This is a genomic window from Microcoleus sp. PH2017_09_SFU_O_A (assembly GCF_020738625.1).
Taxonomy (GTDB): domain Bacteria; phylum Cyanobacteriota; class Cyanobacteriia; order Cyanobacteriales; family Microcoleaceae; genus Microcoleus.
Genome location: NZ_JAEQCF010000089.1, coordinates 1 through 23982 on the forward strand (window position 1 = coordinate 1; position 23982 = coordinate 23982).

The following is a 23982-nucleotide window of genomic DNA, read 5'->3' on the forward strand; positions in this document are numbered from 1 at the left end:
AGAAATCTATCTAGCAAAATCTCGTACAATTAATTCGGAACTACTATTTATAGCAAAGAGCGCTCAAGCGCAACAACGTACCTTTAAGAAATCTATCTATTGACTAATTTATGGGCTGTAAATTTGCGGTAAATTATAGTAATAAACTTAACTGTACATCAATTCGCAATTCAAACAAAAAATAAACCGTATGGACACCAACTCCCAAAATATCCAACCCGTTCCGCCATTTAGCGACAAAAATGACGAAACGCCAGACATCGGCGGCGGTTTGCCCATAATTGAATATTGGGCAAAGCATACTTTGTCGCCGGAAGGCCCGAAACTTTGGCAAACTTTGCTGCACAAAAGTGCTTGTTTGTCCTGTGCTTGGGGCACTGGCGGGCAGAAAGGAGGGTTTACGAATGAAGATGGCGAAAAACTTCAGCGGTGTATGAAAAGTGTTGAAGCAATTTCGGCTGAAATTAAACCTGCTATCTCGACTAACTATTTTCAACAGCACAGTATTGCAGAACTCCAACCATTAACTTCCAGGGAAGCAGATAGACTGGGAAGGTTGAGTTTTCCGATGATTTTGCGGGCTGGTGCATCTCATTACGATCGCATTTCATGGCAAGAAGTCTATGAAATTGCCGAGGCTGGATTTCGTAAAAGCCCGGAACGAGTAGCTTCTTATAGTTCGGGTCGCTCTTCCAACGAGGCGGCTTTTCTGCTGCAATTGTTGATGAGGGCGATCGGCTCTAACAACTTAGCAGATTGTTCAGATTTGTGCCACGCTCCCTCGACCACCGGGTTAAAGGAAATGTTTAGCACCGGCACCTCCATAGTCAGTTTAGAAAACTTAAAGCAAGCAGATTGCGTCGTACTCGCGGGTAGCAATTCTTCCTACAACCATCCCCGATTGATGAACGAATTAATTAAAATCCGCGAACAAGGCGGTAAAATAATTGTCATCAATCCAGTGATGGAAATCGGTTTAGTCAAGTTTGCTTCTCCAGCATTTCCCCTCAAATCTCTCGTCCCAGGTTCCGAGATTTCGTCGCTCTACTTGCAGCCAATTCCCGGCAGTGATACAGCCCTATTTGTCGGGATTCAAAAAGCTGTAATTGAACAAGGATTGCTCGATGAAGAATATTTGCAATCTTATACAGAAAACTGGGAAGCAGTAGTGCAACACGCCCGTGAAACCGACTGGAAAACTATTACTCAAACCTGCGGAGTTTCTCAACCAGAAATTGAGGCAGCAGCCAAAATAATCGGCAATTCCAAGCGAGTTGTCTTCGGTTGGGCGATGGGAATTACTCAACAACAGAATGCCGTAGATAATATTTTCAGCATCGCCAATACAGCTTTGATGACGGGAAATGTCGGCAAAGTCGGGGCGGGATTATTGCCGGTGAGAGGACACTCAAACGTCCAAGGATTCGGCTCTATGGGCGTGACTGTGAAGCTGAAAAAAGAAGTTCAAGCCGCTCTCGAAAAGCTGTTGGGGCGTCCCCTGAGCCGTGTTAAGGGTTATGAAACTCGATCGCTCATTGAAGCAGCAGATGCAGGCAAAGTCGATACGCTAATCTGTTTGGGCGGCAACTTGTACGGCGCCAACCCAGATTTAACTGAAGCCAAACGCGCTTTAGGCAAGATTGAAACCATTATTTACCTCGCCACCAAACCAAACTTAGGACATTTTAGCGGATTAGCAAAGCACAATACAATTGTTCTGCCGGTGCTGAATCGCTTTGAAAATCCCCACAAGACAACGGTAGAATCGGGTAATAATTTTGTGCGCTTCAATGATGAAGGTGAAACTCATCTCAAAGATGCTGATTTGATTTCTGAAGTGCATTTCTTGACAGAATTGGCTGCCAGAATTCACGGCACTTATCCGGTAGACTGGCGCCAGCTTCAAGATACCAAGTACGTGCGGCAATTGATTGCTCAAACCATTCCCGGCTATGAAAAAATCGCAACAATTGATGAAACTAAAGAGGAATTTACCATCAGCGGGCGGATTTTTACCGAACCCAAATTTCCCACTGATTCTGGCAAAGCCAAGATGTTTGTCACGCCTTTACCAGTGCTAAAATTACCCGAAATAAAGGATTTTGGTGCATCGAAATCGGTGCGGGGTTTAGTTGTGGCATTGATGACGGGACGCAGTTATTCTCAGCACAATACTGTGGTTTACAAAAATGATGACAAGTACCGGGGAATGCCGCACCGCAACTGCATTTTGATGAATCGCGCGGATGCAGAAAGTGCTGGTATGCAAGAACATCAGCGGGTTACTGTGCAGGGAAATGTGGGGAAAATGGAAAATGTTGAGGTGATTTACGGGGCGGTTCGTGAGGGTGCTGCTTTGATGTTTTATCCTGAAGTTAATGTGATTTTTCACCCGGAGATTGAAAAGCGATCGGGCACGCCTGCTTACAAACGGGTACCTGTTTTTGTCTACGCCCAAAGGTAAAAACAGAATACTATTGATTGCCTCATCGCAATTACGCACACTGACTCAGGGGCGGAAATTCCCATTTTCCCGAATATAAAGTAGATGGCAAATTTAAACAATAGGCAGCAGGAATTACTTCGATCAGCCACCAATTAAACATATCTCGTTGGGCCGCAGCAAAGCCAGAAATGGCATCACCGGTAATTGCATCATACAAAATATCCAAGATGGCATTATAAGCTGTTTCGGTGTTGAGTGTTTGCAGCAACCCGTAGAAGATATTATAAGCTTCATCAGCAGCTTGATATTTTCCAATTTTGTCGATATGAGGAAACAAGGTATCTGCCCAAGTTTCTGGGATTTCACCACCATCCTTTAGCCAACACGATACAATTGCTTGAACGATATCAGCCTTGTGTTCTTCAGGAAAGTAATGTTTAATGGTCGGTTTAGCTGCTAATGCTATTCCATAAGCCATGTACACATATCGCTGATGGGATACTTTATCATTCGGCATTCCAAATGCTTGCAATACTTCCACAAAAGCTTCTTCTACATTGTACTTTCCACCTCTTTCGTACAAATCCCGATACTTTCTGTCCCAGACCATTTGAAGAGTTTGCTGCAATTGCTCTGGAATATCTAAATTGTTGGGCAACTTAAAATTGGTGTAATGACCTATCTCAAACTTAATCATCGATCTTCCCTCAATATATATTTTCCTTAATCGTCAATCAGGAGCCAGCTAATTTTACGCTTTATATGACCTCTATTTTACCTCAGATATAGAAGCCAGTAAAGCCCTGGCAGGCTCTACTGGTTTTCTATTCTCTATTTCTACGGATATGGATGTTCGTAGAAAATAATCACTTTAATATTGGGGAACCTCTCCTTAAAGTCTTGCAAATTCATATAGCAGCCAGAACACATATTTCTTTCAGTGTAGAGGTAGAGTGTCCCTTCTACCTCCAAAGACACATTATTTGTTTCCAAGTCTTCTGCAATTGCATTGAAGAGCTTGTGCTCAGCGTGCTTCTCGTTGTAATTTTCTCCCGCTCTGTCAATTGCTCTGTCAATCCTTGGCTCAAAAAAACACTTTGGCCCATCGTCTTCACCAGGAATATTTAGAGGATGTTGCTTGCTGGTAGCTTCTTTATTATAAACTGCACCAGTATCTAGTTGTAGTTTGGCAGCAGCAGCATTACCAGAACGGGGTCTTTGAATATGGGTCGATCGAACTTCTTGAGCCTGATTCCACAGTTCCTCTACGATGCCTGCATACTGCTCGGGTATGCCTTGGGGGTACTCATAAATCATTTTTTTAATTCCTATACAAAAAATTATAAATAACCTGACTCAGACAAGTAATGAAACAGCCCTGGGATTTATCGGGGTATGACGATCGCTATGCTCGCCTGATAATTGGGCGCGTATTCAAGGTTGCTCATTGTCTCAATTATATGATTTTCTGTTGGATTTTGCCCAGCGAGTGAATTTGAAGTCTTTCCTTAAGCAGCCACGCTCCCCCAAAAAGAAGAAACTACCTTTGATTGCTGACTCAAGTCACCGTCATCTTTCTACAGCAAGGCTTTTCGACTAGGCTCGGCAGTCACCTTGACAGGGGTGATTGCTTTGATTGTAATCTACTTTCTAGTAATTTATCAAAATCTAAGTTGTTACCCAATTCTTCAAAAAAGCGATCGCCCCGAGATATCTCGAAATACGATCGCTACAATTTCTATTAAGTCTTGATTTGCAAAGCTCTCCCGCGCCAAGTCCATCCCCAACCTGTTTCGGTTTTGATCGCAGATCCGATCGCAATTGCCGCAATTAACGTCCCTCCCAAACCTCCCAACCACCAGTATTTCGTCGGACACTCAGAAATTTCGGCACCCAAACGGCGCAAAGTGTAATGGTACCCAATTACGATCGCAGATAAACAGATAGTTAACAACGTAATCGGCAAATGGTAATTGCTAATTTCTAATTGGTGATTGTTAATTATGTTGGCAATTTCGCCGTTAGCCAGCAAAATAGCTAATGCCAACCACGGCATCGGATAAAGAAAGAACATAATTGCTGCCATATAAAACATCGAACCCCAACTGCGGTTAGCGCCGAGATACAGATTCTTTGTCCAGCCTTCCCACAATGCGCTCCAAGACCGATACATCCGCACGGATGCCAAATTTGACCCGGAATAAAGTCCGAGCTTTAAACTCGCACGCTTGATGCGTCTAGCTAATTCCACATCTTCGACAATTTCGCCGGCAACTGCTTCGTGTCCGCCGATTTTTTCGTAAGCCGATCGCCTAAACAGCATAAATGGGCCACCCGCAAAGGCACTGTCTGTTTTTGTAGCATCATTAACGGCTGTAAAATCGAAGCAAACAGCTAGGTTATTGAACATTAAAGGCTGCACCAACCACTCGGAAAAACACCCACAAACCAGCGCTGGCATACAGGTTAGCAGGTCTATTTTCTCGGTTTCGGCTGTGGCGATAGCGGTTTCAATCGCCCCCGGTTTCAGCCGCACGTCGGCATCGATAAATAATAGGAATTCTCCGGTTGCTTCCCGAACAGCTTGGGCGCAGGCCCAGTTTTTGCCCGCCCAATATTGGTTTTCCGGTCGCGCCTCACCTGCTAATATTTTGAGGCGGGGGTCGCCCGGCTGTTGTTGCAGAGTTTGGGCGATCGCCTTCGTGTCGTCTGTCGATCGATCGTCTACAATCAAAACCTCTAGCTTGTCAGCAGACAGGGCTGTACTCTCCAAAATGGCGATCGCGCAATCCCGAATATTCTCGGCTTCGTTGTATGCTGGTACGATTACCGAAATTTTGGGGAAGTCACCCGCCGACGGAAATAACTGCTGAGCCACACTGCCGTTGGTGCGAGGCGCATTTTTGACCGATTGGCGCAAATTCTTGGTGTAAGCTCTACTGACTATGAGAGAAAAAATTACCAGGGTTAACAATATCAAAGCGAACTGACCTCAAAATTTACGTGCACAATTTGTGTCCTTAAATATTAAAAAATATTAAAACAAAAAGCTAGTCGATCGCCCAAAAAGTTATTTTCAGCATCTCCTTTGCTATAATTTGTGAGCATCTTTCGGCTCTACCGCAGCAAGGGGCAAGACCCCTCACCCAGTCTGAGACCGAAAAGCCGAGGATAGATATCAGTTGTCAGAGGATCTTGCAATGGGCGAATTTGTTTCAGTGGATGTGTTTGCGAATACCATAGCGATACTCGGTGCTTTGGGTTTTTTCTTTTTGGGATATCAAGCTTTGCAGATGTTGAAAAAATAAAGTATGGCAATTGTCAGAGGGAACATCTCATTTTTGCAAAAAGCATTTTTATACAGTGCTGTCCCCTCTCGCGTGCTATGTATAGTACGCGAGTTCTTAAGATCCCACTACAAATGCGATCGCACAGATGCACCCATCGTCAGGTGAGTGAGGTACGGATTGGTAATGGGTAATATGCGATCGATCGTGAGTGATGGGTGATGGGTAATGAGTGATTGGCTGGCGAGTACCTCCCTTGATTGACAATCGCTATATCAGTCAATTGAGAATTCGGCAAATCGTTGTAGAGAAATACAGTTAAATGCTTCTCTGGTGGGCATCGAACCCGCCACAAAATAGCAATTTAAATCTCAAATCGACTGACCTAGTTACAACTAAAAACTGCCTGCTGTGAAACTGTTTCTTGCGAAAATCAACCAAAAAAAGGCTGCGTTATTATCATGGTGAGCCAACTTTTAGATGGACGCTATCAAGTCATTGAAGTCATAGAAACAGGAGAATTTGGGCAAACCTATCTGGCCAAAGATACTCGTCGCCCCGGTGAACCGCAGTGCTTTGTCAAGCACCTGCGTCCCGGTACCAGCGAGCCCAAATTAATTAATACTACGCGCCGTCTTTTCCAAAAAGAAGCAGAAGTTCTAGAAAAGCTCGGTCAACACGACCAAATCCCTCAGCTATTCGCTTATTTTGAAGAAAATGAAGAATTTTTCTTAGTAGAATCCTTTATTGCCGGTCACTCGCTATCCACAGAGATTGTACCGGGAAAGCCGGTTCCCGAAGAAAAAATTATTCCTTTGTTGAAGGAACTATTAGAAATTTTAGTGTTTGTACACGGACAGGGAGTAATTCACCGAGATATTAAACCAGCAAATTTAATCCGTCGCTATGCAGACAACAAGTTAGTTTTGATTGACTTTGGCTCGGTGAAAGAAATTCACATCGCTCAAAGACAAGCACCGGTAACTGTGCGGATTGGGACGCTGGAATATATGCCGATCGAGCAATTTCAATACAACCCGCAACTCAACAGCGATATCTACGCCTTGGGAATGATTGGCATCCAAGCTATGACGGGTTTGCCGGCTTACGATTTGCCGAAACTGCGGGATTTGAAAAATTCTAATCGAGGCGAAATTGTTTGGCGCCATTTAACCTCCTGCTCCCAAGCGCTGGCCGATGTTTTGGACAATATGGTGCGCTACGATTTTCGGGAGCGCTACCAGTCGGCGGCGGAGGCTTTGGCCGATTTGCGGAAAATTGGCGATCGATCGCGCACGCGGGTACCCAAACTCACAATCTATCGCGAAGAAGTCGATCGGCGCAGCAGCAGTCGCGGTGACATTACAGTCGTCGGTCGCAGAATATTAGAAGAATTGCGCGTCAGTTTGGAATTGCAACCAGAAGAAGCAGAGGCGATCGAAGATGAGGTATTGAACCCTTACCGCAAATACAGGGAAAAAGGCGAACGCTACGAACAATCGCTGCAAGAAACCATGCAGCAAGAATATCCTTTTTCTGCAAACACTCGCGAGGAATTAAAACGGTTGCAGCAAGTTTTAGGGCTTACCGACGAAGATGCGGCCAGAATCGAAGAATTAGTCGTTCCTAAATCTTTATTCGGTAAATTGTACAAGGCGATCGCGATCGTGTTGGAAGGACACCGCAACCCCAACGCCATTGTGCCCCCAGCCAGCAGCACTCTTCCACTGGGAGTGCAGGCAATTCCGGCGGCATCCCCAGAGGTAAATTTGAACGGAAAAGGGAGTTTATCCATCGCCCCAGACAGCACCAGCGCCTCAGCAATTGTCCCCAAAGAACCTCGCAAAATCAATCCTTATATCGCCGGAGCAACGATTGCAGCCCTCTTAACTGCGATCGGCGGAATTTACGGATACCTCAAATGGCAAGAAAGACAGCAGCAAGTGCAGCAAGAAACCCAACAATTCAATCAAATCGAAGCTTTTTATCAAGAAAGCAATTATGAAGGCTGCATCAGCCAAATCCCAACAATTGCCAAAACTTCCAGCACCTATACCTCCGCCCAAAACTTACAACAAAAGTGCCAAGCAGGTCTCCAATGGAAAAACGCCAAAGTCAAAAACTTCGCCCAGCATTCAGATGCAGTTGGATCTGTTGCTTTTAGTCCAGACGGCTTAATGTTAGCCAGCGGTTCCAAAGACAAAACCATCCAAATTTGGGATTTAGCCACAGGCAAATCGATCCGCACTTTCCCAGGAGATTCATCCACCGTTTGGTCGGTTGCTTTCGATGCAAAAGGTACGAAACTAGCCACAGGAACAGGTTTTTGGAGAGTCATGTTGTGGGATTTAAAAACAGGTCAAGCTACTCGCAGTCTCGATCATAGTGCCTCTGTTTGGTCAGTCGCTATCAGCCCCGACGGACAGCTCGTTGCTAGCGCCAGCGGAGACAAAACCACCAAAATTTCCGATGCCACAACGGGCAATTTGCTCCAGAATTTACCAGATCACACAGATTTTGTTTATTCTGTTGCTTTCACTCCCGATGGCAAAAATTTAGTTAGCGCTTCTAAGGATAAAAAAATCACAATTGTCGATGTAGCAACAGGGAGGTTGCTCAAAACTATTGAAGGACACGGCGACGCGGTGAGGTCTGTGGCAGTTAGCCCGGACGGAAAGACAATTGTTAGCGGCTCCTACGATGAAAGCATTAAAATCTGGAATCTCGAAAGTGGAGATTTAATTCGCTCGATCAAGGGACATTCTGACGATATTGTTTCGGTTGCTATCAGCCCGGACGGGAAATTTATCGCCAGCGGCAGCAAGGATAAAACCATTAAAATTTGGGACTTTGATACCGGAGAATTGCTGAATACTTTGACGGGACATACCGATGAGGTTTATGTAGTGACTTTTAGTCCCGATGGCAAAACTATTGCTAGCGGCTCTAAAGACAATACTATTAAGTTGTGGCTGAGATAATAGACTTGAATTGCAAAAATCGGAAAACACCCTGAAATTATCTGCGTTTATCTGTGTTTATCTGTTTGACATCTGCGGTTTATAGTCTGATTTGTAGTAGGGTGCGTCAGCCAATTCTGGTTCCTCACCTGAAAATTAGGCTACTCGCTGACGCACCCTACAATATCGACTAAGCAGAGCGGTTTTATTGTCGTCAGACAAATTAGGTACGTAGTTGCGCTTTCAATTAATTGCAGTAGTTTAACTCTTTTTCTAAGGATTTGGGAAAGTGCCAAGCAGGAGTTTCTATTGTGTCCTCAGTGGGATAAATTTCACTTAAATCCTCTCGACTTTGGAAAAAGTAGTAGAGGTTAGCCACAGTTAAATCGGATATTTCTTGCCAGTTCGAGACCGCTAAAGCTGGATAGCCAGTTGCGATCGCCTGCTGGCACACATAAAACTCGTATCCCCCGCGCAGTTCCGGCTTCAGGGCGAAGGCTAGCTGGTCGCGCAAGGATAGAAAGTGAGACTTTTGCTTTAAACTTTGATAAAGTGAAGGTTCCGCAGTTAATACCGCGAATGTCGTGTGGATGCTGCTTTTTATATGATGGTCGCCGCTGAGTTTATCTAAACTAGCTAACTGGTGCTGCTCTTTGGGAGACAAAGTTTGCATCCAATCTACCTCGTTTTGCCAAAATTCTATTACACTTAGATCGTGACCGAGAATCCTGGTAACTTCTGGAAATAAAAAATCTAGTTCAGATTCCGATTGACATCCTTTAACAACAGTGAGAAGATCGTGACGAATTTTTGATTGAAGTTTGAGCAGGCGATCGCTGACTATATCGTAAGCCCGCTGCAACTGAAACGTAATGCCCAGCGCCAGCTCGATCGCCCAAACACATTCCATTTGCCGGAGCTTTCCGGCAGAACACAGCCCCTCCAACAAACCGGGACGATCGTAAATTTTTAAAGCCTCAAACAGCATATCTCGCCCGTTATTAATCTCCGAATTCCGCAGCTTGAGATCCGGCACTGTCAGGGCTGACTGGCAGCGTTTAATAGCTTTAGAAAAAATATCGTAACCGTTAACCAGTTGCTGGCGGTGCCTTTGAAAATTAGAGTCATGAGCCACCTTAAAAATCTGCTGAATTACCTCTACTCCCTTATCTTTGAGGATATGCCTGAGATCGATAAACCCGTCTTTAATTTTGAGCTTCTGGTGTTTTGCCTCATCTCTGATTTTTAATACTTGTTCGAGGTTTACTGCTGACAAAACTGTACTCGATACAGCCCCAATACCAATGACGGCAGCAGTCGCTTGCATCACTGCCAAATTAATTTTGAGACAGTTAAGCATTCTGTATATTTTCTGAAACCCCTGGTGACTTTGAGCAAGCTGCAAGGGCGCGACTGTCACGTACACGGGAGCTATCAGCGGCTGTACGGGCCCGCCTCCGCCTAAGTGTGAGAGCAATCCTAGAACTCCGCGATCGCATAGAGTTGTTGTTGTTGATTGATAAAATATTTTGGCAATCTCCACAAACTCCCCTGTCACCGGATCTCTAGCTGCGGGGAGCAATTTTCCAGTTGTGGTGGCAGGCTGTACGAGGTTGCCAGTATTGAGCCTAACCTGAGTTGTAGGGGTGAATACATAATCCATGTTGTGACACCAGTTTAAAACAAGAATGCAACTGTAGGCCCGCGCTCCAAACCCTGATAGTTATCAGTCATTCCCATTCCCAATTCTAAAATCTAAAATCTAAAATCTAAAATGGTCTGACTCAGTTTGCATTCCAAAAGGGAGATGTTCTGTATTGTATGCTATTTAGGGAAAGGAGGGATGAAACGAAATGAATGAGTATCTCAAGGTATTCCAGGCTATTACCCAGTTTAGCGATCGATTGCTCGCAGATGAATATCAATCCGTGGAGATTAAACAGTCAGCTACCCACCTCAGTCTAGACGTGGAACCTTGTATTCAGGAAATCAAGCAATCAGCCCTCAGACTCAAGGCGTTAGCTCACGTATGTTTCAAAGATGTATCTCAGGCTGAGGATGTCTGGAATAGCAAGCCGAGAATTGCTAAAGCATCTGCTGTTGATGTCTGGGAGCAAATTGGCGAACTAAGCGGATGCGACGTGAGAATTCGCAGTTTGGGAAAACAAGGCAAATATGATGCTATTGTTAAAGTTCGCAAATCGTGGAGCGACAAAGCTACAAAGTTAAAAAATAAGTGGTTTTTGTGGGATCAAAACCAGCAAGTGTTTAAAAAAGATTCTATCGGTTTTTATGACAAAGATAATTTGTACAAAGAATTGCGAAATGAAGTAGACTACCAAGGCGAACGAGTAATTTTAATTGTGGAGAATGAACTCAATTCTATCTTTAAAGAATTACAATCTATTGATATAGAAAAAGTTGAATATTGTATAGAATGCTTCGATTTCAAGAGTCAATCGAAATTTAGAGAGCGACTGCAATCAATAGGCGGCGAGATTGTATCGAAGTTTACGGAACCTCTGAGATATTTGCCGGAGTCTTATATGAAGACTTTTAAAGAAACTCTGAGAGATCCTGTAGAAACTCTGGTTCATAAAAGTAAAATGGGAATCAGCTTGAGCGATTTTGAAGAGTCTTGTAAAGTGATTAGCTCAATCCTGGATGATTTAATTTTAGCAATTTTTGAGGAGCGCATGAAACTGGGAATTCAAACAGTTGAAAAAGCGATTATGTTCTACAATAATTTTTTAGAGAAGCAGGCGCGGTACCAACTAGAGACAGCCCAACAGCGCGCGGCGGAAAAGGATTGGATTGAATACCAGCGGCAGCAACTCAGGGAAGTCGAGCAGTATATTGAATCAGTCATTAGTCATTAGTCATGGGGCATGGGGCATGGGGCATGGGGCATGGGGCATTGGGCATGGGGCATTGGGCATGGGGCATTGGGCATTGGGCATTGGGCATTGGGCATTGGTAATTGGTAATTGGTAATTGGTAATTGGTAATTGGTGTTTTAACTATAGAACCCATTTGAGATCTGATCTATTTTGCGTAAATCTGAGAAACCGGGTTTCTCTCTATATTTCTCGTCATCCAACCCAAAAACTCGTAGAAACCCGGTTTCTCGACATGAGCGTAAATCTCAGCAACGGGTTTCTCTCTATATTTCTCGTCACCCAACCGAAAAACTTAAAGATGTCAAATGGGTTCTATAGTGCGAGTTTCCCGATCGCTAGGAGAGTACGGTGTCGAGCTTCGCGATCGCTATGGAGGAGGCGAGCGGGGACGCTCGCACTGCTCTCGGACAATTATTATTCCGATGCAAACGGAAGGATGTAACTAATGACTAATGTCTGCTGAATCCACGCAAAGATAGATACAAGCCACCCAATTAAGTCATAGACCTAAAAAAGTTTAGACTTGAGTTCAATCTCCCAGTAAATGCTGTGGAGTTAATCTAAAATCTCAGATCTAAACTCTAAAATCTAACATCTCAAATCAAAAACCTAACATCGATTGACCGCTGAGTTCGTAAACGATCGCACCCAAAGACGCCAAACTAGCCAAAATCAGCATCCCAGCGGGCATAAACTTGCGAGTTTTGACCAGCCGTACAATAAAAACTACTACTAAAACAGCGGAAATTGCTGCTGCTAATGTTAAACCCCAAGTTTGTCCCATGAGTTGTGCGGTGCCGGCAAAAATTAGCAGCGAACCGCTAACGAGGCCGGAAATGAGCGAGGCTTGGCTTTTGGCTTTGATGTAACCCATGATGCCGCCAATTAGTGTCAAAACGCCGTAGCCGATCGCCGCTGCTGTACCTAAATTCATTTTTAATTCCCCAATTTTCACTCTTTGCATCTCAATTTATACAGCGAGACCTGCAATTCCGGTCACAAATTGTTAGAAAATTTATTAAACCCAGTCCAGATATCTAACTGTTATACAATTGGCATTATGTCAGCCCTAACTTCTAGTGCGATCGCCCAAATCCGTTACCTCCAACGCCAAGCAGCATCCCTGTTGCTATATCAATCAGTTCTCCAAACCCGCGCAGGTCAAGCTTTTCTCGACTTGCTGCAAGCTCTCCACCACAGCGAACTCAGCGGTGTAGAGTGTCAGGTAGCTTACGGTAACTGGTTCAAAATTCAAGCTGCTCAAAATTTGAGCTGGAAAGATTCCCTGATTTTGCAAATTCTCAAAGACGAAAATCCATTTTCTCGCCAAGCTCAGCAAACAGATTTTGCGAGTTTGTCGCCCGCTTTAGTCGAAGCAGCCAGACATGATTTACAAGTGCTGCAAAATATTTATGACTGCACCAGCGAGCAGTTGAGTAAGTGGGTGCGAGTAGCGGGTCAACTTGACTCAGTTCCTCCAATTTGGAATTGCGAAACTGCACCAGAAAACGCCGAAAAGCCACTGCACGGAAAACTAGAAAAATGGTCTAGCGCTGCGGAATCCTTGGCAGAATATTACCGACAGTTTGGCACGGGTTTGTTTGCAGAGTATCGTGCTTTTGGGTGGAAGTCCGGGCAGTTAGCGAGTATTCCACATCCCGATCGCATAAATTTGAAAGAGTTGGTTTGCTGCGATTGGCAGCGGGATGCTCTGGTGAAAAATACAGAGTTTTTGCTGGCTGGTTATCCGGCTTTGCACGTCTTGCTGTACGGAAGTCGCGGCTCGGGTAAGTCTTCGTTGGTGAAGTCGCTGTTAAATGAATTTGGATCTCGCAATTTGCGATTGATTGAAGTATCTAAATCGGATTTGCAAGATTTAGCGCTAATTGTGGAGAAGTTGCGGGGAGTTCCTCAAAAGTTTATTATTTTTGTAGACGACCTTTCATTTGAGGAAGATGATGATGCTTTTAAATCCTTGAAAGTTGTTTTAGAAGGAAATGTCACCGCCCGGCCTCAAAATGTAGTTGTTTACGCCACATCTAATCGCAGGCATTTAATTCGAGAGTTTTTTGATGACAGGCCTCGCCCTCGCGACGGTGATGAAGTTCACGCTTGGGATACCGTGCAGGAAAAACTCTCATTTAGCGATCGCTTTGGCTTGACTTTAACTTTTGAACCTGCGGATCAAAACACTTATTTAACAATTGTCCGACATCTCGCCGAACGAGCTGGCATCAAGCTCGCTGTTGAGGATTTGGAACACCGCGCTAAGGAATGGGCAACTCGCCGCAACGGGCGCTCTGGAAGGACTGCGCGGCAGTTTGTTGATTTTCTGAAAGCTGATTTAGCTTTGTTTGACAAGTAGATTGTCTGCGCCCTTAGAGCGAGTTTTACCAGAAAAAATTGGTTTAAAGCCTCTCCCTTTTATGGAGAAATTAAAATCAGACGATTCATATCTATTCCGGTTGCACCGTCAGGTGATGTTGACTGTTAACTGTTGACTGTTTAAACAATACCGATGCAACCGGAAACGATATCATTGAGTCATTAGCGCGAGCGTCCCCGCTCGCGAACGTTATTAGTCATTAGTCGCTCAACTGTCAACTGTCAACTGTCAACCGTCAACCGTCAACTGACAACTGTCAACTGTCAACTGTCAACTGTCAACTGTCACCCGCCCTTACAGCGCCGAAGGAAAAAATTAAAAATCTTAATTTTTTCATAATTTTAGTAATAATAAATAATTCAGCAGATTTGATATAATTGTTGAAATCCCCAGCCAAGGAAGCTTCCAAAGCCAGAGCCCATAGGGACTCCGTGAATCCACTACTAAAGAATGAGGAAAGTATTATGGGTTTATTTGACAAAGTATCGCAGACTCGCCAACAAACTGATGTCACGTTAGGGCCTGCCGAAGCATTTGCGGCGATCGCGCTAATTGCCGTAGCAGCCGACGGTTACATCAATGACAGCGAAAGTAAAGCGATTAGCATGACACTATCTCGGATGCAACTTTTCCGCAGCTATCCAGATGATGTGATGCGAAAAATGCTCGATCGGCTGCTGAACATTCTGCAACGGCAAGGAGTTCAGGTACTGTTTAATGCGGCTTTGGCAACACTTCCCGACGAACTTAAAGAAACAGTTTTTGCTGTGACAACTGATATTGCTTTAGCAGATGGCGAGGTTTCAGAAGAAGAAGAACAACTTTTGAACGATCTTTACTGTGCATTGGATCTTTCCGAAGAAATTGCCCTCAAGATTATAGACGTGATGTTGATTAAAAACAAAGGTTAAGAAAGCAGGGGCAGGGGCAGGAGTGAGGAGGGTGAGTTTGAGAAGATCAAAAATTAGCGCCTGCTTAGTTAGGCGATCGCTGCTGCAAAAGTGCTGGTTTACCGATATGATGGTTGTTCAACAGTTGACAGTTGACAGTTGACAGTTGACAGTTGGAGAGCGACCTCTATCTAGAAGCCTGAGTATTGGAGTAATGAATAGCCCGATCTTAACTTCTCCCTCAAAGGGTTCTGGCTTTCAACCAATTCTTTCTGGTAAAATTCAGCTTTAATTTGCGATCGCCCGCGACTACCTCAAATGCCTTTTACTTACACCCGCACTGTGCGCTTTCAAGATACCGATGCTGCTGGAGTCGTTTACTTTGCAAACGTTTTGGCGATGTGCCACGAAGCTTACGAGGCATCTCTAGCAGCATCAGGAGTCAATCTCAGAGCATTTTTTGGCGATCGAGAGGTTGCATTTCCGATAATTCATGCTAGTGTAGATTTTTATCGTCCACTATTTGCGGGCGATCGGCTGACGATTCAATTGACGCCCACACAAGTTGCAGGCGATGAATTTGAAATTGCCTATCAAGTATTTTCAGGGGAAGTTGCAGGCAGAAGCTGGGCTAAAGCTCTGACTAAGCACGTCTGCATCGATGCAGTTAGCAGAACCAAAAAACAGCTATCTGAAGACTTAATGCAGTGGATGAGGCAATTTGAGAGTTGAGATTTTAGATAACTTCAATATTTAAATAATAGCAGGGAATGACAGTCAAATTTCTGTTTAGTTTAAAATTTCTTCTGACTTATTTATATTAAGTAGTTCCACTTAATTAAACGTAAATACAGATGACTTAAAAACCAGCTCTATAAGAAGCATTCTTCCTTCTTCCGACTTCCCTCTTCCTGATAACGTTCGCGAGCGGGGACGCTCGCGCTACTGACTAATGACTGATAACGTTCGCGAGCGGGGACGCTCGCGCTACTGACTAATGACTTCTTCCTTCTTCCTTCTTCCTTCTTCCTTCTTCCTTCTTCCTTCTTCCTTCTTCCTTCTTCCTTCTTCCTTCTTCCTTCTTCCTTCTTCCTTCTTCCCACGGGAGCTTTAGGCGGATTCTACGGTGCTAGACTGCAAAAAGCTGGTTTAGAAGTCAATTTTTTGCTGCGGAGCGATTACGAGCGCGTCAAAAAACATGGTTTGATTGTCGAGTCTCCCGAAGGCGACTTCACCCTCCCGCAAGTCCGCGCCTACCGCGACGCGCACAAAATGCCTAAGTGCGACGTAGTAATTGTCGCGTTGAAAACAACTCAAAATCACTTGTTGCCAAAACTTTTGCCTCCTCTATTAAAGGATAACGGCGCGGTTTTAGTATTGCAAAACGGACTGAATACCGAACCGGAAGTAGCTAAAATTGTCGGTGCAGAACGAGTGGTGGGCGGGCTGTGCTTTCTCTGTTCTTATAAAGTCAGCCCCGGTCATATCTGCCACCTAGATTACGGTACGATCACGCTAGGCGAATATGCCAAAGACTACAAAGCCATCGGTATTACTGATAGATTGCACCATATTGCTAGGGATTTTAAACGCGCTCACATTCCGATTAAAATGAGCGAAGATTTGCTATTGTCTAGGTGGAAAAAGCTCGTTTGGAATATTCCTTATAACGGGCTGTCTGTGGTTTTGAATGCGAGAACCGACGAACTGATGGCGAATCCGAATACTCTGATTTTAGTTGAGCAAATCATGAGGGAAGTGGTAGCAGGGGCCAAAAGTTGCGATCGCATTATTCCCGATGATTTTATCCCGCATATGCTGGAATACACTCATAAAATGAAGCCTTACCGCACCAGCATGAAAATCGATTACGATGAATCGCGTCCTCTGGAGGTTGAGGCAATTTTTGGCAATCCCATGCGGGTAGCCCAAAAAGCAGGTATTAAGTTGCCACAAATAGAGGTACTTTACCAAATGTTGAAGTTTGTGGATGTTCAAAGGCAAGAAGCTGAGAAGACGAGAAGGCTGTTAGGTGTGGATTAATTGGGAATTGGGAATTGGGAATTGGGCATTGGGCATTGGGAATTGGGAATTGGGCATTGGGCATTGGGCGGGTTTTTGAGATTTCTCACTTGTGTTGTAGATATTGATGAACCCGCCCTAGGGAAATTATTGTCAAATTCGGTTAATACTATTGATTCGCCAGAGATGATACCGCAATTTCTTGTAATTGTTCTCGATTGAGTTTGCCTTGAGCATTTCGAGGCAATTGTGCGACGAAAACCCAATTTTTTGGTCGCTTAAATTTGCTCAACTTATCTTCTATTGCTGCTTGTAAGTTTTTGACAGTAACTTCGGAATTAGCGGGAACGCAAACAGCCGTAACGACTTGCCCCCAATCTTTGTCTGGTAAGCCAATTATAGCAACATCTGCCACTAAATTAGTATTCTTAATGGTGGCTTCGACTTGGGCAGGAAATACGTTTTCTCCGCCCGTGATAATCTTGTCGCTGCTACGTCCGATGATATTTAAGCAGTTATTTTTATCAAAAAATCCTAAGTCATCTAGTTGGAAATATGGGCGATCGCCAAATCGTTCAGGATAATAGCCCAAGGCTAAAGATTTAGCATCAACCGCAATGTTGCCAATTTGATTGTAGCACAAAATCTCGCCACTAGCACTGCGGATAGTTATTTTTGCGTGGGGTAAAGCTTGACCAGAAGTGTTATTCCCCGCGAGAAAATCTTCGGGTTTGAGTGTAGCAATTTGCGAGGCGGTTTCTGTCATGCCGTAAGTCGGCGCTAATTTGATTTGATTCTTTCTAGCTGTGGCTAAAAGTTCGGGCCAAGCGGGAGCACCGCCTAAAAGTACGGCACGAAACTGGGATAGCCAATTAGTTGTATCTGGGTTTTGCAGCAGCCGTTGCAGTTGAGTTGGTACTAAAGAAATGAAAAATTCTTCGGGTTCGACATCGGATTTTTCGCCTGCTTCTAGTGTTTTGAATGATGCAATTGCCAGTTTTCCCCCGGTTGTGAACGATCGCATAAATTGCATGAGACCGCTGACGTGGTATAATGGTAATACGCAGAATGAGTTAATTTTGTCAAGGTTAAAATATTGTTGAAAACCTTGGACTGAGGCTGTGAGGGTTTCCCAAGTGTGGATGGCAAAACGGATTTTTCCCGAGGAACCTCCGGTAGGAATCATTATTGTAGCTAATTCGTCTATTTCGGGTGAAGGTAATTCTCGTGAATGATGGAATTCCGGCGAATGGAATTCGGGTGAATGATTGAGTCCCGGCGAATGATGGAATCCCGGCGAATGATTGAATTCGGGTGAATGATGGAATCCCGGCGAATGGAATTCGCGGCTATACAAACGAAGTCCGCCTCCGCGGACTGGGAGAGGGGGAAATGTGTTTTTAAGATTAGTATTTTGTCCCCAAATTAGTTCGGGTTGGACTAAATCAAAGACTTGTTCCCATTCTTCTTTTACCCAGTTGGGATTGCAGAGAAAAATTTGGCATTTGGCGGTGCGGGCGGCGATGAAACTGGCAAGAAATTGCAGGGGTTCTGGTTCGGCTAGGCAAATTTTTAGGGGTGTTTCTCCTGTTTGATTTTGGGTGATTTGTTGCAATTGCCGATCGACAATTCGAGCAAATTCGCCGCTGTCACCACCGATTAGCCAGTTGTCGGGGAAGTCAAAGGGAAGATTCAGAGTATTTACTGTGAGATTTGTTACCATAGATGCTGTAACCAGGTGTCTTGATTGTCGTCGAACCAGCTATCGGTACCGAAGCCTAGGGCTCTATTATTTACAGATAAGTTTGTTGCTAAGTTTAAGGCGGCTTGTCTGCCGATTTTGGTTTCAAATACTGATGAGAAAACTGCGTCTATATTGTGAGTTTGACAAAATTTGCGGAGTTGGGATGGGGAACCGCCAATCGCAGGTTTGATGACGAAAATTCCCCGCCAGCCTTGGTTGTAGCATTCTTGGATGCGATCGAGATTGGCTGCGGATTCGTCTAGGGCGATCGCCGTTGTATAAGTAGCATTCAATCGTACCATTTCTGGGAACTGTGCGATCGCCAGCGGCTGTTCCAAAAATTCAATCTGGGCGGCCAAGTCGGGTGTTGCTGTCACGCTATCGCAAGCTTCCAGCCATTTTTCAGCCTGGGAGTAGGTGAGTCCCCCATTAGCATCTAAGCGCAAAAGTGCTGTTTGGCGATCGGCTAAATCATCCATTGCTGCGATTAGCTGCTGAAAAATCGTTAATTCTTCCTCAATTACAGCAACGCCAATTTTCCATTTAAACGTGCGATATCCCTCCAACCAAAGCATTGGTAAAACCTGCAAAGCTGTTTCACCTGCGGGTAATAAACCGCTACACTGATTTTTCGGAATTTTGTCTTGACGAGGCGTATTTTCGATTGCTTGGCCCAGATTTTCCCAAGCTGACTCAAAGCCAAATTGACAGGCTGGTAATTCAGCGGAAATACTGAAGATTATTTCCTCTGAAATATTAGCAGGTAACTGTTGACAAAAATCTAATGCTTCGTCAAAAGTTTCCGAACCAAACCAACTCAGCGGGGCAATTTCTCCCCAGCAAATGCGACCATTTTCGTCAATAAGCCGCAGGATGATTCCTTCTCGCATATCCCAGATGCCGTGACTTGTTTGTAGCGGGCGCTTAAATTTTCGCTGATAGGTGCGAAACTCAAATTTATATAGCATTTGTTTTTTAGTCGATTGTCACCAAGGCCAAAGAAACCGGGTTTTTTACCTAATTTGTCGGTAACAACGAATAATTTTCGTAAAAAACCCGGTTTCTGACTACCCGTTAATCATCACTAAGGCCAAAGAAACCGGGTTTTTTACCTAATTTGTCGGTAACAACGAATGATTTTCGCAAAAAACCCGGTTTCTGACTACCCGTTAATCATAAAATTGTCTCACAACTGATGCAAAGTCATCAATATTTTCAAAATGGATATTGTGACCAGCGTTTGGTATAATCTTGAGAGTAGCAGCCGGACACAAGCTGGCAATTTCTGCATTGATACGTTGAAATTTATCATCATCTTCTCCCGCTAGCAAGAGAATGGGGATTTGATTTTGGGCGAGTTTTTCCCACAGAGAGGGCTGGTGGCCAGTTCCCATGTTGCGGAGGGATTTTGCTAATTCTAAGGGATTGTTTGCTAAACGGCTTTCTATGAGTTTCTCGAATTTGGGGGATTTTTTTAATGATTTGAATAAAGGGCGGTCGTACCAGTTTAAGATAAAATCTTTGATGTTGCTATTTTCGAGGTTTTGTGCTGTTTGTGAATCGGCTTGCCGTCTGTGCGATCGATCTTTTTCACTCTTCAATCCCGGAGAAGCTGACTCTAATACGACTTTCTCGAATCTTTCAGGAAAATGTAATGTCATGTACAGCGCCAATCGCCCGCCCATTGAGTAGCCCAACAACAAACATTTGTCTATTTGTAAGTCATCTAATAAGTGAATCAATGCTTGGGCTGTATTTGACATATTGTAGCAACTTTCGTCGCCGCTGACTCTGGTTTGTCCGTGGCCGGGAAGGTCAACTGCTAGACAACAATAAGTTTGAGATAGTAAGGAAATGATTTGGTCAAAGTCTTGACTGTCGCCCGTGAATCCGTGGAGTAATAAAATTAGTGGCTGATTTTTTTTCCCAGTTAAAGAATAGTAAAATTGATATTTTTTAGATTTGTTCATCTACACCATTAAGCTCCTATTTTTATTACAATATCATTACTAGGTTGTCAGGTATCAATCCAGTATATTCTATTGCCACCGATTTTCCATTCCTTAATGAAAGCTTACTATGAATTTCATCGCGTTCTATTGCATGGGCTAAAACTTCACCTCGAATCACGCTTAATTCTTCATCTAATTCAGGATTGACGATGAGTACCCACTCATCAGGATACAGACTAAAAATTTCTTCTAGGGTGAGGATTGGGCTAGTTTTTACTGGCGTACTCATGATTTCCTTCTCGTTGTTTTCGATTCAATATCAAACTGTTTGTAGTAAGGACTTTAGTCCTTATTGACTAAAATCTTGCAGAGAGGGCTAAAGTCCTGACTACGAACCATAGTTCTATTTTACCGAAATTCTCGATAATCGCCCAAACTACAGCACAAACCCCAGCGCTAGCAGCAAACCGCTCGTAAAATGCAGCGCCACTGCGATAAACTTAGAGTTGCTGACCTTTGCGGGTTGGTCGTGATAGTTTGCGACATGGCGGCAAAGGTCGATCGCAAAAAACAAACTTCCAAAAATCAACAGCGTCCAAATTGGGAACATTCGCAGCGCCACAAACAGCAGAGTCAAAGCATAAACGCTGCCGCACAACCACTGCAACAACTGCACGCCTTTTTTCGTACCAATTCGGACAATCGGCGATTTTTTACCCGCCGCCAAATCGTCCTCAACTTGATGGAAGTGAGAACAAAATAAGATGATACTCGTAGTAATTCCCACTATTGCCGAACCTGCGAAATTAGTAGCAGACCAAGTTTGATTTTGACTGTAATAAGCAGCAGCTAAAGCTAGCGGCCCGAAGGTAAAAAAGCAAATAATTTCGCCTAAACCCTGATAGCCCAAACGAAACGGCGGCCCTTGATAAGTGTAGCCGAGGGCGCAGCACAAAACTACTAGCAAAATTACTGTTGGGTCTTTTTGCCACCAGGAAATACCGCAGATTCCCGACACTCCGATTGCTAAAAATAGATTGGCAAGCCAGAAAATTAAAGCTTTATTTCCGGTTAAGTTTACCAAGGAATGTGCTTTATTTTTGTCTATCCCTGTTTCCGAGTCAAATACATCATTGGTGAGATTCAGCCATGCTATAATTAAAATGGCTGAAATTAAAAATGTCGAAAAAATTGACGCATTAATCGTTTGAGTTTCGGCAAAAGCAATTGCAGTTCCTACTGAAATAGGAATAACAGCAACGCTGTACATGGGCGGCTTGATTGCCGCCAGCCACAATTTACTATTTGAACGCTCAATTATCTTTGTTGTCATTACACAAACTTGATGCAATTGATAGCAGCTCAGTAATTTTACAATTTTATTGGTGAAGAATGTCTGCTAAGTCTCCGCTTGAGTGCGCCTCCGGCATCCGTTGATAGTCTTTGCGGGCGATCGCACGCCCGGTAATGCCCACCTGCAAACCTCTGCGGGGTCGATCGCCTTTTACCGAGAGTCGCCCTCTCAATCTTAAGTTTTATGTCTAAATGTTTCGATGGATCGCGCAATCGTCTGTTTTCTCCCTCCAGCGTGCCCAAACAGTCGGGAAACTCGAAAGGTCATGTTTGGCGATCGCCCGAGCGTGGTTAGATCGAAATAGGGATTATAGCGGGACAAAACCGCACTCTTTCTGACAAATCTGCTATTCTCGATTTCATGACAGTAATACCGCACCGCGCCAATCTTTTGCAAGACCGCAATCAACTGCATCAGTTGCTGTTAGATTGCCAGCAGTCTTTAACCGAAAAAGATCAAACAAAAATAGTTAGTATTTCTCAGGAAATTTCCCCCGTCGATCCGCTAGCGGTACTGCAAGAAATTGCCACACCCGATGACAGACACTTTTATTTTGAAAAAAGAGACCCCATTGTCGGCAACAGTTTTGCGATCGCCGCCCTAGATTCGGCAATCCATCTCACAGTAGCAGGAAGCGATCGATTTGCCCTCGCTCAAAATTTTATTCAATCAAGTCTAGCCCGGACAATTACCATCGGTACGGAACGTTTGCCCTTTAGCGGGCCGCACTTTTTTTGTAGCTTTGCTTTTTTTGATGAGAATGTCGCCACCAATTCTTACTTTCCCCCCGGTACCATATTTTTACCCAAATGGCAGATTACTCGCCTCAACGATAGCTGTACAATTGTCGCCAATGCCAAAATAGATAGAGATATAAATGTTAAAATTATTACTGAAACCATTAGCAAACAATTTGATAAAATTGCCTCTCAAAAATACATCAAATTAATTAACAGCCAAAACTCACTTCCATTAAAACAAATTCCTGTCAATGATGCCGCTCAATTTAAAAGATCTGTCAAGTCCGCTTTAGAATTAATCGAGTCTAAATATTTCAGTAAAATTGTGTTGTCCCAAGCTATAAATGTCATTTGCCAAACACCTTTTAGCGTAATAGATTCCTTAAATAACTTGCGCCTCACCTATCCAGGTTGCTACGTGTTTTCTACCAGTAACGGCAAAGGTCAGCAATTTATCGGTGCCAGTCCAGAACGCTTAATTAGCATTCACAACAATCAGTTGATCGCAGATGCTTTAGCCGGTTCTGCACCGAGGGGAAAAACTGAAGCAGAAGATGGTAATTTAGGCAAAGATTTACTCAACAGCGAAAAGGATATTCGAGAACATCAAGCTGTAATTGACTTTATAATCGATCGCCTTTCGAGTCTCGGCATCCATCCCGACTTTTCCCCGCTACCGAGACTGCTGCAACTATCCAACATTCAGCATTTGTGGACACCCATCAGGGCTAGAATTCCCCCAGATATTCACTTATTGAAAATTTTAGCCCAACTGCATCCAACGCCAGCGGTAGCGGGGGTACCGAGGGATATTGCACTACAGCAAATTCGGGGCTGCGAAAGCTGCGATCGCTCTTTGTATGCAGCACCCCTGGGCTGGATCGATCGCACTGGTAACGGCGAATTTGCTGTCGGCATTCGATCGGCATTAATCGATGGATCTCGGGCGATACTTCATGCTGGTGTTGGAATTGTGGCAGGTTCCGAACCCGACAAAGAACTAGCAGAAATTCAACTGAAACTGCAAGCACTTTTAAATGCTTTAGTTTAAGAATAATATAGCCTTTCGAGCGAAAAATGAGATAAGACATAGGGCATAGGGCATAGGGCATAGGGCATAGGGCATAGGGCATACCTTACTTTTGCGATAACTGCTATATCTCATAACTATGTAGCGAGAAATTAGGTAACTTAAGACTTAGATATGGGTAGCCAGAAACCGGGTTTTTCAGCCAAGACTAGCCAAAAACCCTCAATCTCGAAAAAACCCGGTTTATTGAGCTTTGATTGAGAACCGTTAT

Annotated in this window: 22 protein-coding genes; 9 read left to right on the forward strand and 13 right to left on the reverse strand. The window is 44.0% G+C overall.

Annotated features, from left to right (window positions below; all coding sequences use genetic code 11):
* Positions 1–190 precede the first annotated feature (190 nt).
* Positions 191–2464, forward strand: coding sequence for an FdhF/YdeP family oxidoreductase (locus JGK16_RS26795; RefSeq protein ID WP_293193225.1), 2274 nt, complete (start codon positions 191–193; stop codon positions 2462–2464).
* A 31-nt stretch (positions 2465–2495) separates the two neighbouring features.
* Here the strand turns inward: JGK16_RS26795 and JGK16_RS26800 are convergent, their stop codons facing one another.
* From JGK16_RS26800 to JGK16_RS26815, 4 genes are all read right to left on the reverse strand, one after another.
* On the reverse strand, positions 2496–3143 hold the full coding sequence (locus tag JGK16_RS26800) for a hypothetical protein (RefSeq protein ID WP_293182336.1): 648 nt from the start codon (positions 3141–3143) through the stop codon (positions 2496–2498).
* A 140-nt stretch (positions 3144–3283) separates the two neighbouring features.
* Positions 3284–3763: a deaminase domain-containing protein gene (locus JGK16_RS26805; RefSeq protein WP_293182335.1), complete on the reverse strand. Its 480-nt coding sequence runs from the start codon at positions 3761–3763 to the stop codon at positions 3284–3286.
* Positions 3764–4187: 424 nt separating this feature from the next.
* On the reverse strand, positions 4188–5426 hold the full coding sequence (locus JGK16_RS26810) for a glycosyltransferase family 2 protein (protein WP_293182333.1): 1239 nt from the start codon (positions 5424–5426) through the stop codon (positions 4188–4190).
* Between the two features lie 424 nt (positions 5427–5850).
* Positions 5851–6000, reverse strand: a complete 150-nt coding sequence (locus JGK16_RS26815; RefSeq protein WP_293182331.1) for a hypothetical protein — start codon at positions 5998–6000, stop codon at positions 5851–5853.
* 194 nt (positions 6001–6194) lie between these two features.
* Here JGK16_RS26815 and JGK16_RS26820 point away from each other — a divergent pair, with 194 nt between their 5' ends.
* On the forward strand, positions 6195–8714 hold the full coding sequence (locus tag JGK16_RS26820) for a serine/threonine-protein kinase (protein WP_293182329.1): 2520 nt from the start codon (positions 6195–6197) through the stop codon (positions 8712–8714).
* Positions 8715–8940: 226 nt separating this feature from the next.
* On the opposite strand, the gene JGK16_RS26825 is transcribed toward JGK16_RS26820, so the two are convergent.
* Positions 8941–10356, reverse strand: coding sequence for a hypothetical protein (locus JGK16_RS26825; protein ID WP_293182327.1), 1416 nt, complete (start codon positions 10354–10356; stop codon positions 8941–8943).
* Positions 10357–10546: 190 nt separating this feature from the next.
* Here JGK16_RS26825 and JGK16_RS26830 point away from each other — a divergent pair, with 190 nt between their 5' ends.
* Together JGK16_RS26830 and JGK16_RS26835 are read left to right on the forward strand one after the other, a co-directional pair.
* On the forward strand, positions 10547–11572 hold the full coding sequence (locus JGK16_RS26830) for a hypothetical protein (protein WP_293182325.1): 1026 nt from the start codon (positions 10547–10549) through the stop codon (positions 11570–11572).
* Positions 11573–11898: 326 nt separating this feature from the next.
* Positions 11899–12039 carry a hypothetical protein gene (locus JGK16_RS26835; protein WP_293203504.1) on the forward strand — a complete coding sequence of 47 codons (141 nt, stop codon included), beginning with the start codon at positions 11899–11901 and terminating at the stop codon, positions 12037–12039.
* A 155-nt stretch (positions 12040–12194) separates the two neighbouring features.
* Here the strand turns inward: JGK16_RS26835 and JGK16_RS26840 are convergent, their stop codons facing one another.
* Positions 12195–12527, reverse strand: a complete 333-nt coding sequence (locus JGK16_RS26840) for a TMEM14 family protein (RefSeq protein WP_293182321.1) — start codon at positions 12525–12527, stop codon at positions 12195–12197.
* Positions 12528–12653: 126 nt separating this feature from the next.
* Between JGK16_RS26840 and JGK16_RS26845 the strand changes: the two genes are divergently transcribed.
* From JGK16_RS26845 to JGK16_RS26855, 3 genes are all read left to right on the forward strand, one after another.
* Entirely contained in the window at positions 12654–13958 is a 1305-nt protein-coding gene (locus JGK16_RS26845; protein ID WP_293193226.1) for an ATP-binding protein, read from the forward strand.
* 485 nt (positions 13959–14443) lie between these two features.
* Positions 14444–14890, forward strand: coding sequence for a tellurite resistance TerB family protein (locus JGK16_RS26850; RefSeq protein ID WP_293182342.1), 447 nt, complete (start codon positions 14444–14446; stop codon positions 14888–14890).
* 297 nt (positions 14891–15187) lie between these two features.
* Positions 15188–15601: a thioesterase family protein gene (locus JGK16_RS26855; protein WP_293193227.1), complete on the forward strand. Its 414-nt coding sequence runs from the start codon at positions 15188–15190 to the stop codon at positions 15599–15601.
* Between the two features lie 140 nt (positions 15602–15741).
* On the opposite strand, the gene JGK16_RS26860 is transcribed toward JGK16_RS26855, so the two are convergent.
* Positions 15742–15972: a hypothetical protein gene (locus tag JGK16_RS26860; RefSeq protein WP_293203505.1), complete on the reverse strand. Its 231-nt coding sequence runs from the start codon at positions 15970–15972 to the stop codon at positions 15742–15744.
* A gap of 31 nt (positions 15973–16003) precedes the next feature.
* Here JGK16_RS26860 and JGK16_RS26865 point away from each other — a divergent pair, with 31 nt between their 5' ends.
* Positions 16004–16912, forward strand: coding sequence for a putative 2-dehydropantoate 2-reductase (locus JGK16_RS26865; RefSeq protein ID WP_293203516.1), 909 nt, complete (start codon positions 16004–16006; stop codon positions 16910–16912).
* Between the two features lie 148 nt (positions 16913–17060).
* On the opposite strand, the gene JGK16_RS26870 is transcribed toward JGK16_RS26865, so the two are convergent.
* The 6 genes from JGK16_RS26870 to JGK16_RS26895 all read right to left on the reverse strand — a co-directional run bounded on the left by JGK16_RS26870 (position 17061) and on the right by JGK16_RS26895 (position 22113).
* A complete protein-coding gene (locus JGK16_RS26870) occupies positions 17061–18614 on the reverse strand; it encodes a 2-succinylbenzoate--CoA ligase (RefSeq protein WP_293193228.1) in 1554 nt (517 codons plus the stop codon).
* On the reverse strand, positions 18608–19603 hold the full coding sequence (locus tag JGK16_RS26875; protein WP_293193229.1) for an o-succinylbenzoate synthase: 996 nt from the start codon (positions 19601–19603) through the stop codon (positions 18608–18610). Before JGK16_RS26875 ends, JGK16_RS26870 begins: the two co-directional genes overlap by 7 nt.
* A gap of 201 nt (positions 19604–19804) precedes the next feature.
* Complete coding sequence (gene menH, locus JGK16_RS26880; protein ID WP_293193230.1) at positions 19805–20605, reverse strand: 2-succinyl-6-hydroxy-2,4-cyclohexadiene-1-carboxylate synthase; 801 nt, start codon at positions 20603–20605, stop codon at positions 19805–19807.
* 25 nt (positions 20606–20630) lie between these two features.
* Positions 20631–20876, reverse strand: a complete 246-nt coding sequence (locus tag JGK16_RS26885) for a hypothetical protein (RefSeq protein ID WP_293182309.1) — start codon at positions 20874–20876, stop codon at positions 20631–20633.
* Between the two features lie 147 nt (positions 20877–21023).
* Positions 21024–21920 (reverse strand): 2-carboxy-1,4-naphthoquinone phytyltransferase, encoded by an 897-nt coding sequence (gene menA, locus JGK16_RS26890; protein ID WP_293182307.1) that lies wholly within the window; start codon positions 21918–21920, stop codon positions 21024–21026.
* A gap of 46 nt (positions 21921–21966) precedes the next feature.
* Complete coding sequence (locus JGK16_RS26895) at positions 21967–22113, reverse strand: hypothetical protein (RefSeq protein WP_293182305.1); 147 nt, start codon at positions 22111–22113, stop codon at positions 21967–21969.
* A gap of 188 nt (positions 22114–22301) precedes the next feature.
* On the opposite strand from JGK16_RS26895, the gene JGK16_RS26900 reads away from it, so the two are divergent.
* The gene (locus tag JGK16_RS26900) at positions 22302–23732 is read left to right on the forward strand and encodes an isochorismate synthase (RefSeq protein WP_293193231.1); all 1431 of its coding nucleotides are present in this window, start codon (positions 22302–22304) and stop codon (positions 23730–23732) included.
* Positions 23733–23982: the final 250 nt, after the last annotated feature.

Excerpts from the sequence above, each read along its gene's own strand:
- menA (WP_293182307.1), bottom strand. The coding sequence starts at position 21,920 with ATGACAACAAAGATAATTGAGCGTTCAAATAGTAAATTGTGGCTGGCG.
- JGK16_RS26840 (WP_293182321.1), bottom strand. The coding sequence starts at position 12,527 with ATGAATTTAGGTACAGCAGCGGCGATCGGCTACGGCGTTTTGACACTA.
- JGK16_RS26805 (WP_293182335.1), bottom strand. The coding sequence starts at position 3,763 with ATGATTTATGAGTACCCCCAAGGCATACCCGAGCAGTATGCAGGCATC.
- JGK16_RS26885 (WP_293182309.1), bottom strand. The coding sequence starts at position 20,876 with ATGAGTACGCCAGTAAAAACTAGCCCAATCCTCACCCTAGAAGAAATT.
- JGK16_RS26845 (WP_293193226.1), top strand. The coding sequence starts at position 12,654 with ATGTCAGCCCTAACTTCTAGTGCGATCGCCCAAATCCGTTACCTCCAA.
- menH (WP_293193230.1), bottom strand. The coding sequence starts at position 20,605 with ATGAACAAATCTAAAAAATATCAATTTTACTATTCTTTAACTGGGAAA.
- JGK16_RS26820 (WP_293182329.1), top strand. The coding sequence starts at position 6,195 with ATGGTGAGCCAACTTTTAGATGGACGCTATCAAGTCATTGAAGTCATA.
- JGK16_RS26835 (WP_293203504.1), top strand. The coding sequence starts at position 11,899 with ATGGGTTCTATAGTGCGAGTTTCCCGATCGCTAGGAGAGTACGGTGTC.
- JGK16_RS26825 (WP_293182327.1), bottom strand. The coding sequence starts at position 10,356 with ATGGATTATGTATTCACCCCTACAACTCAGGTTAGGCTCAATACTGGC.
- JGK16_RS26850 (WP_293182342.1), top strand. The coding sequence starts at position 14,444 with ATGGGTTTATTTGACAAAGTATCGCAGACTCGCCAACAAACTGATGTC.
- JGK16_RS26830 (WP_293182325.1), top strand. The coding sequence starts at position 10,547 with ATGAATGAGTATCTCAAGGTATTCCAGGCTATTACCCAGTTTAGCGAT.
- JGK16_RS26855 (WP_293193227.1), top strand. The coding sequence starts at position 15,188 with ATGCCTTTTACTTACACCCGCACTGTGCGCTTTCAAGATACCGATGCT.
- JGK16_RS26800 (WP_293182336.1), bottom strand. The coding sequence starts at position 3,143 with ATGATTAAGTTTGAGATAGGTCATTACACCAATTTTAAGTTGCCCAAC.
- JGK16_RS26795 (WP_293193225.1), top strand. The coding sequence starts at position 191 with ATGGACACCAACTCCCAAAATATCCAACCCGTTCCGCCATTTAGCGAC.
- JGK16_RS26875 (WP_293193229.1), bottom strand. The coding sequence starts at position 19,603 with ATGCTATATAAATTTGAGTTTCGCACCTATCAGCGAAAATTTAAGCGC.
- JGK16_RS26870 (WP_293193228.1), bottom strand. The coding sequence starts at position 18,614 with ATGGTAACAAATCTCACAGTAAATACTCTGAATCTTCCCTTTGACTTC.
- JGK16_RS26900 (WP_293193231.1), top strand. The coding sequence starts at position 22,302 with ATGACAGTAATACCGCACCGCGCCAATCTTTTGCAAGACCGCAATCAA.